Origin of the sequence: Flavobacterium piscisymbiosum (assembly GCF_020905295.1) — a bacterium.
GTDB classification, from domain to species: domain Bacteria; phylum Bacteroidota; class Bacteroidia; order Flavobacteriales; family Flavobacteriaceae; genus Flavobacterium; species Flavobacterium piscisymbiosum.
Map to the genome: position 1 here is coordinate 6,081,909 of NZ_JAJJMM010000001.1, position 16,118 is coordinate 6,098,026.

The following is a 16,118-nucleotide window of genomic DNA, read 5'->3' on the forward strand; positions in this document are numbered from 1 at the left end:
AAAAAGCAAATTTCAACCCAACATCCACTTCCTTTACAACTCTGTAAAGCTCCAGAACACCCATGTTAAACTACTAAGCAACTGCTTTTTAAACCTCTATTTTAAGCTGACCTTTACAATATCAAAAGGGATAAACAGTGTTAAAAATCCAAAAAAGAACCTTTTATAAAGTGTACTAAACCTGGACAAATCAATGCAGATTACCAAAACCATTAACCCAAAAATTATGCTTTTTGAGCGCTAAGATTGGTTTGATGCTGCCACAACTTAATCATTCAGAATATGAACAAAATCAAAGTCAAAAACACATTAGAATATGCCAACTAATCCTATTCCTGCGGTTCCAATTCCTGCAGCAAGATATTATCCCCGACTATCGGAGATAATCACTGTAGATGATTTACCTGAATTTTTATCGTTTGTCGAAAATGGTTTAAATGCCATTTTTGATAAAATTCATTACAAAAACTTACAATATTCTAAAGGATATCGCGGCGACTCGGCCTTTTATAGTCTTGACATCGTTACCAGCGAAAGACTGGCTCTTCCGTTGCCATTTGGTTTAGGACTTGTTCTAAACCCGGATCCTGACGGAGACTCTACGATTTCCTCATTTCCTATTACGTTAGAATATCAGTGGGAAATTTTAGCTTTCCTAAAAACTTTCAGTTCAAGCAGTTTTTCTTTCTCTATAAAAGATTTTTATTCTGTAGGCTTACAGGTTTTTCGCATCAGCGAAGAACAAGTTGTAGCCCACATGATGAACATTTTTGTTGAAGCCGAAGAAGGAAAAACAAAATATGAAACCCTTCTGGAAGATATTAACGGGCTTCTGAATTTTCCTGAAGCACAAAAACTAAAACTTCCTGAAGGTGCTGAACAATCTATTAGTAGTGTAATTACACTTATCAATAGCAGTGCGGCTATTACAGAAACAATTCCGTTATTGTTGTTCGCCACATATATTTTAAATGAAGATTTAAGCGCAACGAAACAAAAATTACAGGAATTCTATAATATCATCGCTCCAGATGGTATCGAAGCTTATATCAAAAGAATTATAACTCCAAAAGCCAAAGCTACATTAGCCTTGAGCGCCGGTATTGAGTTTCCTCAAAATGTATTACGACCAATAAATGAAGACGGTACTCCTTACATAGATCCAACTGCTAAATCAATGTTCTTATTTGGTAAGGCCCAACTATATGCTGATACTGAAGCCGGAATTGACTATCAGCTGGAATTAGGAGGAAGTTTAAGTCCTTCTACATTTGCGATGATTGGCAACACGGGTTTAATTCTTCAATTAGATACTTTAAAAGTCGATTTAAGCAAAAAAACCAATATTCCTGAAGCTGATGCCGATGGACGTCCTAATGATTTCGTTGGAGTTTATGCGCGAGCCGTTTCGGTTACACTCCCTTCAAGATGGTTTCATGATCCTAAAACAAGCCCTGAAAATGAAAACAAAACACTAAGACTTGGTGCTTCAGATTTATTAGTAGGTTCAGGTGGTCTTTCAGGAAATATTTACCTGGAGACCGTTAAAAGTATAGGCACTACATTTAATTATTTCAGCGACAAATTCAATTTCAATTATCCAATCGCCATGTTTGACAGAGGTGAAGACGGTGTTGTAATTAAAAAAGAAATTGCCGATTACGAATCTTTAATTGCCTTTTTACAAGAATTAAACAGCAAAGGAAAACCTTATGCTTTTGATTATCCCTTATCGCTGACAACACTTTCTAACTTAGCTTCTACGACTATTAAGTCTTCGACAACTTATACTTTTAGTAACGCTAAGGAATACAAAAGTTTTTTATCTGAATTAAATTTAGACAATACACTTTGGAAAACCATTGGATCTCCGGAAAAAGGTTTTAAAATTGGTTTCAACAAATTTGATATTTCATTTAAACAGAACAAAGTAATTGGTTCTAATATTAAAGGAAAACTATTATTTGAAAAGCTTAAAATAAAACGTCCAAATGAACCTGAAAGACCTTTTAGCGCCATTCTTGAAGGACATTTATACGATGACGGAGATTTTAATCTTACTGCCTCTTTTCCTAAAGAAACAGCTCCTCGTGCCAATTTACTGAATCTTGTCGATTTTGATTTTTACAGTTTTGAACTGGGGAAACAAGACAAAGATTACTATATAGGAACATCCTGTTATGTTTCGTTTCCTAGTGTTGTCATGCAGCGATTAATGAAAGGACAGGGAATTAATATTGAAAAACTTCGTATTTACAGCGATGGAAGCATCGAGGTTGAAGGAGGTTCGATTCCAATTCCTATCAATTTTTCATTAGAGCTTGGTCCTGTTAAGATGTCCGTTACAAACGTAAACTTTGGTTCTACCCAAATTAACGGACGTAAATATAATTTCTTTGGTTTTGATGGAGCCATCAGTATCAATCCGCTTGGAGTTGACGCTCGTGGTGAAGGTGTAAAATATTATTACTGTACTGAAGACGGTCACGAAGATTCGTTTATCAGAATTCAAACTATCGAAGTTGACTTAATCATTCCGGGAACAGCCACAGAAGCATCTGCAATGGCCATCATTAATGGTATGATTTCGCTTCCTGAACCTGGAAAATCTCAAGAATTTAAAGGGCAAGTTTCCTTAAAATTGCCAAAAGCAAAAATTTCAGGTGGTGTTGGCATGCGCTTTATGCCTAAATATCCGGCATTTTTAGTAGATGCTCATATTGAGCTTCCTACTCCTATTCCGTTAGGGTTTCTTGCTATTTCTGCTTTTAGAGGTTTATTAGGTTTTAGATATGTAGCAACTAAAGAAGCAGCAGGATTAAATAAAGATAATTCATGGTATGAGTTTTACAAACATCCCAAACCTGGAATTAATATTAATAAATTCAGTGGACCACCTGATTCCATGCAGCACAAATCCCCATTCTCTATTGGGGCCGGAGCGACTTTTGGAACCATTGCCGATGGCGGACATGTATTGTCTTTAAGGGCGATGCTGTTATTATCTCTTCCTACTCTATTTTATATTGAGGCAGGATTAAATGTTATTGCCGGACGATTAGGACTTATTGAAGATGATCCTAGCAATCCTCCTTTCTTTGCCATAGTGGCATTTGGTGATGATTCCTTAGAGTTGGCAGCCGGAGCAGAATTTAGTATTCCTAAAAATACTGGCGAAATCTTTCAGCTGCATGCTTTGCTGGAAGCAGGTTTCTTCTTTAAAAACCAAAAACCCTGGTATGTAAATATTGGATCGAGAAAAGACCCAATTATGGCCAGAATCCTGACTTTATTTTCTGCAAAAGCTTTTATCATGCTTTCGGCTCAGGGGATTGAGGCCGGAGCCCGATTAGATTTTAAACTCGAAAAAAGCTTTGGTCCTGCTAAGGTAAAACTATGGGCTTATTTAGAATTAGGCGGAAAAATTTCGTTCAAACGTCCGCAAATGGGCGGTTATATTACTGCAGGCGGCGGAATTCAAATTAAAATTTGGATTATAAAAGTTGAAATCGCTCTGGACACCGTTTTCTCAGTTGAATCCTTTAGACCATTCTTAATTTATGCTAAACTGCAATTAAGTGTTCGTGTAAAAATTGGTTTTGTAAGAGTTCGTAAAAACTTTCTAATAGAACTTCAATGGGACATTAACCGAACTGTTGATCGTACGCCATACAGTCCGCTGCCAAAAGGAACACTAGGAGATGAGGAAGACAACCGAACATTAGAAAATGTAAAAGGAGTTCACATGCTAACTAATCAGGCTTTTGCTCTTGATTATTTCAAATCGACAGATGATAATGGCTACGATCCAACTAAATTTCATGACGGAATGCCAAAAGCAGAGTTAATTAAAAACATAATTCCGCTGGACACGTATATCGATATTAAAATGGCAAAAGGCTTATTACCAGATCCATCATTATCTAAAAAAATTGGCGGTTATACCGGAGATGCAAAAAACTATACAGATATGATGCCGCCAATTGAAAAAGTTGCCGGAAGACCAATTCGTCAGGTTAAACATAAATATGAAATTAAATCAATTAATTTAAAATCATGGAATGGATCTACTTGGGAAGATTATCATCCGTTTGAAGCTGTTGTAGAACAAAAAGAACGCAGTAAAGTCACAAATTTACCTTGGGCACAATGGCAGAAAGCAATCGACCAATATGACAGTATTCGTGTTTTAGCCACAGATCCGTTTTCATTTTTAAGCTCGGGAGAACCAGGATGGCATGCACCGGAGCAATTCGGAATTACGCCTTCAAAATTGTTCTGTCCATCTGATAAAATTAAAAAAGAACATACTGATTTCCTTAGGCAAAAAATTGGGCAACGTTATTATGTTCCTACACAATATACCGCAGATAAAATTAACGGATTGTTTTTTAGACTAATTGGAGAAGTTCCGGAAGTTCTTGAAAACAGCCAAACCACAGAAGGCGATTTTATGAGTATTACCGGAGAAAAAAATCCTCATAAATATATTAAATCACTAGCATTTAAAAACTATAATGAACTAGAAGTTATTTTTCCTCAATCTGCCATTGAGCCGGCATTTAAGCTTACAACGCAAGCCAAAGAAGTAAAAATAAAAGCATATACCTCTGTTATTAAAGAGGGTGCTAAACTAGCTTCTTATGAAATCGTTGATATAAGAAAAATTGCTGGAGGAGATATTTCTACAGAGTTAACATACACTAAAGCTGAGTTATTAAATGAAATAACTTTATATCACAAAGAAATTGATGCAAGCTCAAAAACAAAAATCGATAAAATTGTAATTACACCAATTGCGGCAAATGCAGAAGCAATTAAAGACGTGAGAAACCAAATTGCTGCTTTGTTTGATGATACCTACACCAGTGCAAACGGAGACTTTGTAATGTCCGGGCCGCGCGACCTTGAAAAGTATGATTTGTTACTTGCAAAATTAAACCAATTAAAAACCAATGCCGGAAATGAAAATATCCAGGAAGGAACGCCAAATGCATTGACTTTTACGCATTATTACGGATATAAAGGAAAAGATTTATATGCTTTTGACAAAGTAATAAAATACAACGACAATTATATTATCTCTTTCCATCCGCAGGAAAATACTACCGTGCTTTTACAAATGAACTCAAATGGGGATATTTTAAGAGAACGTCTCTTAAACGGTGTTGTTACTTCGATGCAGGCTATAAATGGAAATTTACTGGTAACTCAGGCTCTAAATGCTGATCAATGCAAAGGAATTGGAGAAGCCGTTATCGATCTTGATTTTATTGTAGGTTGTGAGTCTCCTATCGATGCAATGGCTATTATTGAGCTTGATGACGAACTAAATTTAAAAACAGGAACTCAATACTTAAATAGTTATTCTTTAGGATTTAACAAAGTACTGCCATTGGCCAATAATGAATTGCTTTGGGTTAATACATTAGAAAATGAAACTCAAATTAATTGGGTTAACGGAAGCAGCCGCGATCTTATTAAACGTGTAAAAATAAATGGAACGGCAATAAAAGTTCTTCAGCATAGCGATTCGGAATTTAGTCTAATTACGAAAGACAAGAAAATCATTCGCTTTGATCTTAATTTGAGTACAAAAACAATTTCGGTAACCGATACAAAAGTAATTTCTGATGCCTCTATATCTGAAATCATTGATGCTGTTATTACCAACGGAAAAACTTTGGTTACGGTTCAGTTTTCAAACGGAAAATTTGGTCTGGCTCAAATTACAGGAAACTCATTAGATATTGTAAAACAAGATACCATTTTCGATTCGGCAGTTTATTTATCTAACAAGACTTTGGCTGATAATTCGATTATGTCGTATAATAAAGATTATTTATTCGTATTCAATGCAACATTAGAGCTTAAAAGAATAATAAAAAGAGGCAATACGGTAGAAAATGCGTCAATCATTCATATTCAAAATGAACCTTCTGAAAATGAAATTCTGATGCTTTCCTCTAAACCTAAAGAAAAAGGAGTTTACTTCTCATTGTTTAATAATCAGTTTGATAATTGTTCTTTATATGCTGCAGAAAATGTTACACTTACTTCGTCTGTTGCAGCATTAACAACTGAAGTTACAAGTTTAACGTCACTTTCTCTTACTGCCAAAGTGGATTATAACAAACGACCTAAAAATTCTAAATTAATTACGGTTAATGATACGATTTGTTCAAGCGGATATACCGAAGAAGATCCTGAGTTAGATTACACAACCAGCGTTCAGAGTATCGAATGGTTAAGCAAAGAAAGCTATTTCCATAACACAACAATTCCTTCAATCGAGGCGGTACAAGAAAACCGGGAAGCGATGGAAGCTGCAGTAAGAAATACTGTTCAGCCAATCTGGAGACCTAATACAACCTATTGTTTAGATTTTACTTTGACTGATGCTGTAGATGACAAGAAACCAATTGCTTTTAACTATTTCTATGGATTTAAAACATTAGGTCCTGTTGGACACTTCCCTGTTCCAGATCCTATTCCGGAACCGGTATTGCCAGGTGAACTTCCTCCGGCAAAGAACGAATTGACAGATTTGTCAAAATCACCATTGACGTCGCTAAGACAATATTTAGATTACAATCGTTCTTATCCAAATGCAGATGGTAGTTTATTGCAGTCTAAACCTGTTTTCTACGGACATGAACAATGCAAAATCTCGATGTTTTTTACAAGTCCTTATGTTTATCACATGTTTAAAGGCTGGTCTGGTTATGGCGGTAAAAGAGAGGAAATCCAGGGATCATTGAATCTTATTATAAAAGATCCTCTTAATGATACGCTTATTCCATATCCGCTTCCAGAAGAGACCGTAACTTATCCAAGAGCAACAGAAGGAGATAATGAAGGAGATGCAAAATGGGTAAGTGATAACGATCCTAGAATTCCATTGGGTATAAAATTGATAAATAACTTTATCGGTGCTCATCCTGAAACAAAATGTGGTATTCTTTTAGGAGATCCTTTACAACCAAAATCTTATGGATATCAAGTTAACCTAACTGATTTGCAACCTTCAAAACTATATACTGTTTTAGCTAATAACTATTATGATGTTAACCAAAACAAAAAAGTAGATGAAAAAGAAAATGTTTTAGTTCACCAATACGGATTTCAGACTTCTCGTTACAAAAATTTTGAAGAGCAAATTCAGAGTTATAACATCGACGAAGCCACAGATCGTAAAGCAGTCTTTGATGTAAATGTAAATGTTAATCAGGAACAAATTGATGCCTTATATCATTTAGCCGCAGCAAAAACTGAAGCAAATACATTAAGTGATTCAATTGCTATAAAATATCAGCATTCATTTGATCGCGCCATTGAGGGAGTTTTAAAACTGTCTCCTCTTGATCCGGCTCAAAATACCGAAGTAAACAAAATTATTGATATTAATACAGGTAAAGTCATAGCGCTTTTAATTCGTAATCCGGAGCCATTTAATATTCCGAAAATACCGTTGAAAGAAATCCAGGAGACTATTTCTGTGGTAACAATCACGGTCGAAAACGAAAAGAAAAAATATACTAAAAAAGATGTTTACAAGGTATTGCATTCCAAAGATTATTCGCAGGTATTGATAATGCATGATGATAAATTCATTTTAGAGCCTAATGTGGATATCATGTTTGATTACAGAATGTGGAATAACGAAGAAATTACCGTAAATGCAACTAGAGCATTGACTTCATCAATTGACAGGCAAGACATAAAAGTACAACTACAAGCAGAATCAGAAAATATAAATCTTTAAAAAACAATAAAAAATGAGTTCTATAAATCTTCAGGCAATCCCAATCTCGGACTGCGAAAAATATATAGCAATCGTTGTTGACGAATCGGGTTCGATAAACACCAATGAAGCAAAGCAAATTAGAGATGGACTGACTTCTTTTATTAATTCTCAGGCGCAAAGCAATATAACACTTTCATTAATCGGAATGTCTGACAGCGATACCGCTGTCAGAACCGATAATGTTATTCAGAAAAAAATTGCAGGTAACAAACAGGATTTTTTAAGCTGGATTAATCTATATGGCAATGGCAAAGTTACTATCCAATCTGATTATTGGGCATCTGGTCTGCAAACCGCCAAGAATTTAGCTGTAACTCCTGATATTGTTTTCGTTGTAACAGACGGAATTCAGGTAAACAACTCTGAATTTTTAAAAGATTTATTCACTGATTTAAATCTAAAATCACAGGTTTTTGTTTATGGTGTTACGAGCACAATAGAAGATATTAAGGAGTTAACAACGCCATTAAATACTTTTTTAGGCAGAACACCAAAACTAAAAGAGGATAAAATCTCTGCTTTGGACTCAGATTACCTTAGGGTTCCTGATTTCAGCACTTTAGGAATAGAATTAAACAAACTTGTTACTGATTTGTCTACTGCTCAAACGGGCTGTATTTCGAATGTAAGTATTGTTGAAAATAAAATCGCTTATCCTGCTTTAAAGAAAGGTGTAAAAGTAAGCCAGCAAGCCGGAACTCTGGTTCTTAGAAACAAAAGCCGTGTTCCTCTTTCCTTAAGCACAGGAACAAGAATACACACTGCGGGCAGTCTAAATGGCTTAACTTTTAAACTTCAAAATGCTGTTACAATTCCGGGCTCAACACAAATTGAGGTTGTAGTTCGAATTGAAGGAAAACCATTAGCGCTCGGAAATTTCTTTACTCCAATTGCTTTAAACAATGTTAAAAATCCTTTAGGTTTTAATATTAGCTTTAAAGTTGGCAAAGAATCATCTATAATTGATATTGCTACAGGAAAAACAAATTTGCAGTCTACGTATTTGCAAATTGCTGCGTCAGGTTCAAAAGGAGTTGACAGTACCAGAGGAATTCATCTTCGCTGGCTGCTTGCTGGTAAATTGGGCGAAAAACATCTTCCAAAAGGAGATTTATATAAGGGTGAAAAAATTAATTTTAATAAACCGGAAGACTTTGTAAAACTATACAGGGCTCCTTATACAAAAGTAAGCCACACTTTAGATCTAACCAGAGAACCAAATGTTGTAGATAATCAAAGGGCTTTATGGATTTATAAGACAATGGATTCTAAGAGATCTATTTATGTTAGTTTTCAAAATAAAGCAAAGTATAAATCAGTCAAACTTGGTATAGATCCGTTAGCAAATGCTGCCGCCTTTGTACAAGCATACGGAAACAACTTAATTGAAATTGAAAATAAAACCGAATTGTTTTTTGCTGCAGAATTAAACTTTTCACCACCAACATCTTCAAGTAAGGTAAGGTTAGAAACTTTATCTGTTGCAGAGAATACCATTATTGCTGCTAAGAGAGTTACCAATCGTAAAAGTTATTCTTCGACACAATTAAATAACGTTCGTTTGCTTGCAGAAAACGGAAGAAGCATCCGATTTAAGGCTGATAACTGTACTTTGAATGCTATAAACTTTGAGTTTTATTCAGATTTCATTACACATGCCAATACTAATGGCGATTGGAATTTAAAAGGCAAATATGGTTTGAGCAAAAATGATATCAAAGTTTTTGAGCAATTAGAACCAAAACTCAATGCGGTTCATGGAAAATGGCTAAAATATAATGATGGCGAATATGTAAATATTACCAATTATAAAAACAAATGGAACAGGCCAGCCATTGAAGGAGATGAAAGCGATAAAAAGATTAAGTCAATCGTTGAACGCTATATCGAATTAAGCGAAAATCCAAATGACCCAACCGCATTAGAAGCTATCAACTTTGGAGATCTTGACGCAGATAAAGATCCTGAACCGGGAGAAGAACAGGACGATGCAGAAAAAATATCTAATCTTGATTTGTTAAATATTGCGGCAAACGATTACCATATTGCACGTATGTTAGGTTTGGGATGTATTGATATTGACGAAGAAGTGCTTTCCGGAGACTATGTTTATCTAACAGAATACACCACTTTTGGTGATTTGGGGGATGGCCTGGGATCAAGAGAGGTTCAGCATCTTTCTATGAGTATTCCAACTTCTACAGCTACAGAGCGTTTTTCTCTGCCGGTTCAATTAAATAACATTGTGCCTGGTTTAAATGTGGGTTCTGATGAAAATCAAAATGCTCAAATTACAGATTCAAACGGATATAGTTTTGACGGAAAGAAAAGATACGTAAGTTTGTTTATGGATGACGTCATGGATTATGACATAGCATCTGCTAAGGCTGATGATTTCTTTAAATCTTCATTAGAATATGACGGAAGTTCCTTTACATTTCCTATTTATGTAGGTATCGATTTTAAAATTGATGGAGAAACAAACTGGAGAAAACCGGAGATATCATTTGATTTAGAATATCGCAATGTCAATAAAAATCTTGAAGAATCATGTTATGAGCCGGTACCGGTTATTATTCCGGATGCTGGAAAATCAATCTTAAATGTACGTCAGGAAGAGGCCGGTAAAAAAACCTATATCTATCAGGGATATGGCGTTAATATTTTCTCCAGAGCATCTGCCGGAAGAAGAATAAGTATTGAATCAGATATTAAACCGGCAAACAATTTAATGCCGCCAGGCAATATTAACTCACTTTTAATTACCGAAGAAAACCCATTAATGTTCACCTCTCAATCTGAGCAGGAACGTCTTGGTAAAATTATAGGAGACGATCCAACATTGGTTAGAATTTTATTTGACTATTACTCGGCTCAGGAATTATTAAGTTACACTGTTCCTTCTGAAATATCTGCTCAAGAAGCTGAGTTGGACAAAAACAGTATTTTTCCTGATACAGAAGAAATATTCGCAGATCATTTTAAACTATACTACAAAGACGGACTTCCTGAGGTAGAATATGGTGAAATTGCAAGTATTAATAATGATGATGAACTGACCTCAATTGTTACAATAAGAGAGTATAAAGTTCTTAGCAGCGGCGAAGATGTTAAAGTAACATTAACTGAAAGCAATAAAGCAAGATTTACAGGAGGAATTCTAACTGTTGGAGATCAAAATTATGTGATTCAGGATATAAATGTTGTTCTTAAACCAAAACAAAAACCTCAGGATCCTGATGAATTTGGCTATGCTAATATCACTGTACTTAAGAAAGAAGTAAGTGACCGTACTCATGCTGAGGGAGATGCCACAATAGACTCTGACCAAATTAAGGGCATAGAAAAGCCTGAGAGTAAATTATGCACTTTGGTTCAAAACATGTTAACAGACTCGAACTGGCATAAACCGGAAATTGATTTTAAAGTTCAATATCCCGAAAGTTTAAATATTATTCATCGTGAAGTTATTCAGCCTGAAAGCGAAAACACAACAGAGCTGCAATTAGAGAAAACCAGAGGTATCTGGAAAAATGCCCTAATAGAAAAGGTATTGGAAGATGCGTATAAAATGGATAAAAACGGACAATATGAATTGGATAAAGATGAAAAACCAATCAAATTGGCTGACAAAAAACATTTAGGTTTATATCAAATCACTTTTTCTGGTTTTAATTTACCTCAGCACCCTCAGTTTAAAGCAGGAAACGAAAACTCTGTAGAATGGTTTAATGGTATTGTTCGTTTATTTACAAAAAGCTCTGTTAAACAAGGAGTTTCAGTTCCTATAAAAACGAGAAAAGAATTTAAAGTTGTTCGAACCAAGAATATTGGAGAAACAGGAGATTTGGTTTTATATGTTAATGATACAGATTTCAAATTAGGAGATTATGTAAATCAAACAATGCTCGAAAGCCATGATGAAATCATTATTGGAAATAAAGAAGTAAACTATTATCCTAGTTATAAAGTATATCTGTACAAAGACCAAGCTTCTGGAATTACAAAAGAAAATATTCAGCCAAGAGCTGGCGAAAGTACACGCTACTCTATTTTCGGAATTAGTTCGCGTGCTGTTCGTCCTACTTTTGAGTACAAATCCAAGATTAGTATTCCGAGCCCTATGTATGCCGTTAAAGTTGAAAAAGCCGAAAAACCAGAAATTACAGAGGGACATAATTTATATGCCACAAGACCTGATTTTTACAATCGTTCGACTTTTACTTTTACAACTCAATACAAAAAAGAACGTAAACCTTACGGAGCTTTGCATTATAGAGCCAATGAGCAAGACTTCCTGAATCTTTTGTATAAAACAACAACTATAAATACCATTCGTGAAGAACTAAAAAAATTGGGTGGCAATGAAGAACCTGATTTTGAAAAAAGATGGAAAAACTTTTTAGACTTTAAATACCTTGAAATCAATGGGAATTACAAAGCCTTCCCTGAAAATGAATCTGAGCCAAACTATAGATTTCCATTACCCGATAATGACGAATTTGTAAAACTAATTAATGATTTTATCAAATGGCATAATGAAACGCAAAAACCTGAAATTAAAGCCAAAACAATAGAGAAGTTAACTTCATTAAATCAAGTATTAATTTCTACAGCTAATGGAGTTAAAACCAATTTATTGGCTGTTTATTTTATTGAAGAAGCTATAAAATCAGCCTACGTTCCATTAACAGAAGTACCGGTTATTTATGAATACATTAAAGACAATACGTATGTACCAACCAACAAAAAGCAGACAATTAAAGACAAAAATGGTCATGCCTTAAAACCAACCGATCCCGATTTTGATATTGCGCCAATGATGAAGATCGTTAATGAAACTGAAAATATAACACAGTTTACTGATTTTAATCTGGATGGAAATTCTCAAAGTTTTTATTTCTATGCGGTTCGCGAAATGGATATTAAAATGAATTTTAGTGAACTTAGTGATCCTTTAGGACCTGTAAAACTGGTTGCTTCAAATCCGCCTCAAACGCCGGAAATTAAGCGAATCATGCCAATTCTTGAAAATCAGGTTTTAGGAATTAAACCTTCAATTCAGTTTGAAATAAATGCTTATCAGCCGGAATACAAAATCGGAAAAATCAATATTTATCGTGCCTCTTCAATGCTGGATGCAAAATCGATAAGAACGATGACACTGGCTAAAGAAATTGTAATTGACGAAGATACTTTATCTAATGAGTTTGATAATGTCTGGACAGTTTATGATGAATTTGAAGATTTAGAATTTGTTCCGTTTGGCGATGGCCTTTTTTACCGAATTACGGTTTCAAGAAAAATCGAATATGCAGATTCAGGTTCAACTACAGAAAATCCTATCATCAATATTGACTATGCGCCTTCGCAGCCTTCAAAAATTACAGCTACAGTAATTGCTGATACTATTTCGCCTGAATCTCCTGTATTAGAAGCATCAGGAAATATAACCGGAACAAATACTGAAGTTTTAAAAACAGTCATTTTCAATTGGAAGAAAACAGTTCATAATGGTAAATATCATTTATACAAAATGACCCGATCTGGGAATTGGGAAAAAATTCATGAAGTTACTTCTAACCTGAATGATGTCAGTCTTCCGCTGGAAAGTGTAAACTCTTATACAGATGAATTGATTATTAAAAATGATGATGGTGAAAGAATCTATCACCATTTCAAAGTAATCTCTGAAAACTCTTCAGGAATGTTTAGCAGTGAAGAAAAAATCTTAACTCTTTAAAACTAGCAGCAAATACCAATGATTAAACTCATTGGTGTTTTATTCAGCCTCATCAAACAAAAATTTATAGCAAGAAATAAAATTAAACAACATGGCAACAAGCAGAAATGACTTTCACAACAAATTCAAAGATGGAGATATTCCGTCACACGTTGACTTCGTCGAAATTTTTGACAATTTCGTTCATAGAGATGACGATAAAGCCGATTTTCAAATGGTGGAAACCGGTACAGACAATGAGCATTATATTACTCCGGCACTTTTAAAAAGCATTTTTCAAAATTCAGGAATTCTTTCCGGAAACTGTTATTCTCCATACAAACAATATGAGGACGATTTTACAGGCACAACAATAGAATTAGAATTTTCCCCTGTTGAAAACAGTGTTAAGGTATTCAAAAACGGACAGTTATTAGAAGAAAATGAAGATTACCAACTAAATTCAGAAACTGGAATAATCATTTTTAGTGAAGGGATTACGAGCCGAAATATTGAGGTAAACTATTGGTTTAAAAATATCAATCCAACATCTGACAATTCTGATTCCATCTTTGGTAAAGCATCGATCCCTTACAAAGAAAACTTTAGCGCCGACACTTTTAATGATGATACTATTACACTAAAAGAGACACCTCTTAAATACAGTGTGAAAATATACAAAAATGGCCAGCTGCTTCGAGAAGGTAAAGATTATTCTATAGCCGAAGACAGTGCCGTTATTACATTTTCTGCACCCATAAGCGGCCGTAACATCGAAGTCGACTATTGGTTTCAAAGTTCAATTTCATTAACGGATCCGGAATTGAATACAAAATATGTTGACTTAACCACAAAACAAAGCATTGCAGGAAATAAAACTTTTACAGAAACTATTGAAAGTAAAGGCTTTATTAAAACTGGCGGCGCTTCTAACCAGTATTTAATGGCTGATGGTTCTGTTTCTAATTCTACAAGTTCTGATTATGATGCCGGACATTCCCCTTTTGGTATACCACTGACTGGTGGATATCAAAAATTTAGTAATGGTTTAATATTACAATGGGATTATTTAATTAATGGTTCTAGCAATTATACTTTTCCTATTGCCTGGCCTAAAAGAGTAGGCAGTATAGTTCTCTCTACACATAGAAGTTCCTCAGGAAATAAAGGTTTTAATCATGTTTTTAATGTTACAGGTACCTCATACAATGCAATTATTGATGGTAGTACCGGATACATGTTTGCAATTGGTTATTAATAAAAAAACTTAAAAATAAAAAAAATGTATAAAGGAACATACAGCGAAAACGGAGAATACACAGGATTTTATGTTGAAGGAATTCATGAAAATATCCCACAGCCCAATATTGAATTATCTGAAGAAGAATGGCAGCAAGCCTTATCAAAAAACTACAAAGTAATTAATGGTAAACATGCTTATTCTGCATTCGTTAAGAGTCAGGATGATATTCTGGAAAATTTAAGAGTCACCAGAAACATATTGTTAGCTGAAAGTGACTGGACACAAGCGGGAGATTCTCCTCTTTCTGATGAAAAAAAATCAGAATGGAAAACCTATAGACAGGCACTAAGAGATTTAACTGATCTGGATGATCTATCTTCTATTGTCTGGCCTGTAAAGCCACTGTAATCGAAAAAAACTCAATGATTCTCTGATGGTTTTAAAAACAAAAAAACAACATTATTACTTCATAAAAACATAATGTATGGAAGAAAACACAACATTTAAACCTTTTGAATATTTAGACCATTATACTCCGGTAGAAGGCTTACAGGTTTATTATAATACAGAAAAAACCTTAACACTTAAAAAGAATGACTGCGTTAAAGGAACAACTGGAAACCCAGTTACTTTAACTGCAAATGCCAATAAATTTGTATCAACAGTAAGTGCTAGTGAAGCAAATGAGCAAGCCGAATCATGGCTTAATGCAAATGCTCAGGCCTATGCTAATAATACCGGAACCTGCGGTATTAGACCTACAGCATGGCGTGGAGCAAACCCTTCATGTGTTTTAGAGCCGCCTACAACTTTATTACCTTTTGATTATATGGTAATAAAATACAAGTGGGCTCCTGGCGCCGGTGTTGATTTAGATACTTTTACTGGTTTCGTAAATACAGGCATTAGCACTTTAGATAAAAAATGGGTAGGATTTGGACTCGGAAATGAAATTCCGACTAGCGCAATTGCACAGGATTCTTACATTATGTGGGGCGGTGACATTCAGGATGTAACAGGTACCGAAACTTGTCTGATTAATTTCAAAAAAGTAAAAGAAGTTTATTCTAATCTCAATGATGTTCAAATTAGAATGGCCGGAGTTTGGTGGGTTTCTAAGGCTAGTGGAAATATTGATGTAGAAATTACCACTTTCCTTGGCGGTACAATGACAAAAGAGGGTAAAGACATCATAAATAATGACGGTGATCAGGTTCAGCAATTAAACTTTTCAAAAAACATTTCAATACAGGGTAAACAGCTTTCAATAGACCAAGTTACTCACATTGGATACATTAATTATTCTAATAACCAATCAACTGCAAAGGTTGTAATAAATTATTAAA

The 16,118-nt window shown here is 34.7% G+C and carries 5 protein-coding genes; all 5 read left to right on the forward strand.

What is annotated here, in order from left to right:
• Positions 1-316 precede the first annotated feature (316 nt).
• The 5 genes from LNP81_RS25650 (at position 317) to LNP81_RS25670 (ending at position 16,117) form a co-directional block, all read left to right on the forward strand.
• Complete coding sequence (locus LNP81_RS25650) at positions 317-7,765, forward strand: hypothetical protein (protein ID WP_230040305.1); 7,449 nt, start codon at positions 317-319, stop codon at positions 7,763-7,765.
• 13 nt (positions 7,766-7,778) lie between these two features.
• Positions 7,779-13,550 carry a hypothetical protein gene (locus tag LNP81_RS25655; RefSeq protein ID WP_230040307.1) on the forward strand — a complete coding sequence of 1,924 codons (5,772 nt, stop codon included), beginning with the start codon at positions 7,779-7,781 and terminating at the stop codon, positions 13,548-13,550.
• A 91-nt stretch (positions 13,551-13,641) separates the two neighbouring features.
• The gene (locus LNP81_RS25660; protein ID WP_230040310.1) at positions 13,642-14,787 is read left to right on the forward strand and encodes a gp53-like domain-containing protein; all 1,146 of its coding nucleotides are present in this window, start codon (positions 13,642-13,644) and stop codon (positions 14,785-14,787) included.
• A gap of 24 nt (positions 14,788-14,811) precedes the next feature.
• Positions 14,812-15,180, forward strand: coding sequence for a phage tail assembly chaperone (locus LNP81_RS25665; protein WP_230040312.1), 369 nt, complete (start codon positions 14,812-14,814; stop codon positions 15,178-15,180).
• A 76-nt stretch (positions 15,181-15,256) separates the two neighbouring features.
• Positions 15,257-16,117 (forward strand): DUF5977 domain-containing protein, encoded by an 861-nt coding sequence (locus LNP81_RS25670; RefSeq protein WP_230040314.1) that lies wholly within the window; start codon positions 15,257-15,259, stop codon positions 16,115-16,117.
• The last annotated feature ends 1 nt before the right edge of the window (position 16,118 follow it).

Bases quoted from the DNA above. Each gene is read 5' to 3' on its own strand.
- LNP81_RS25660 (WP_230040310.1), top strand. From the start codon at position 13,642: ATGGCAACAAGCAGAAATGACTTTCACAACAAATTCAAAGATGGAGAT.
- LNP81_RS25670 (WP_230040314.1), top strand. From the start codon at position 15,257: ATGGAAGAAAACACAACATTTAAACCTTTTGAATATTTAGACCATTAT.
- LNP81_RS25665 (WP_230040312.1), top strand. From the start codon at position 14,812: ATGTATAAAGGAACATACAGCGAAAACGGAGAATACACAGGATTTTAT.
- LNP81_RS25650 (WP_230040305.1), top strand. From the start codon at position 317: ATGCCAACTAATCCTATTCCTGCGGTTCCAATTCCTGCAGCAAGATAT.
- LNP81_RS25655 (WP_230040307.1), top strand. From the start codon at position 7,779: ATGAGTTCTATAAATCTTCAGGCAATCCCAATCTCGGACTGCGAAAAA.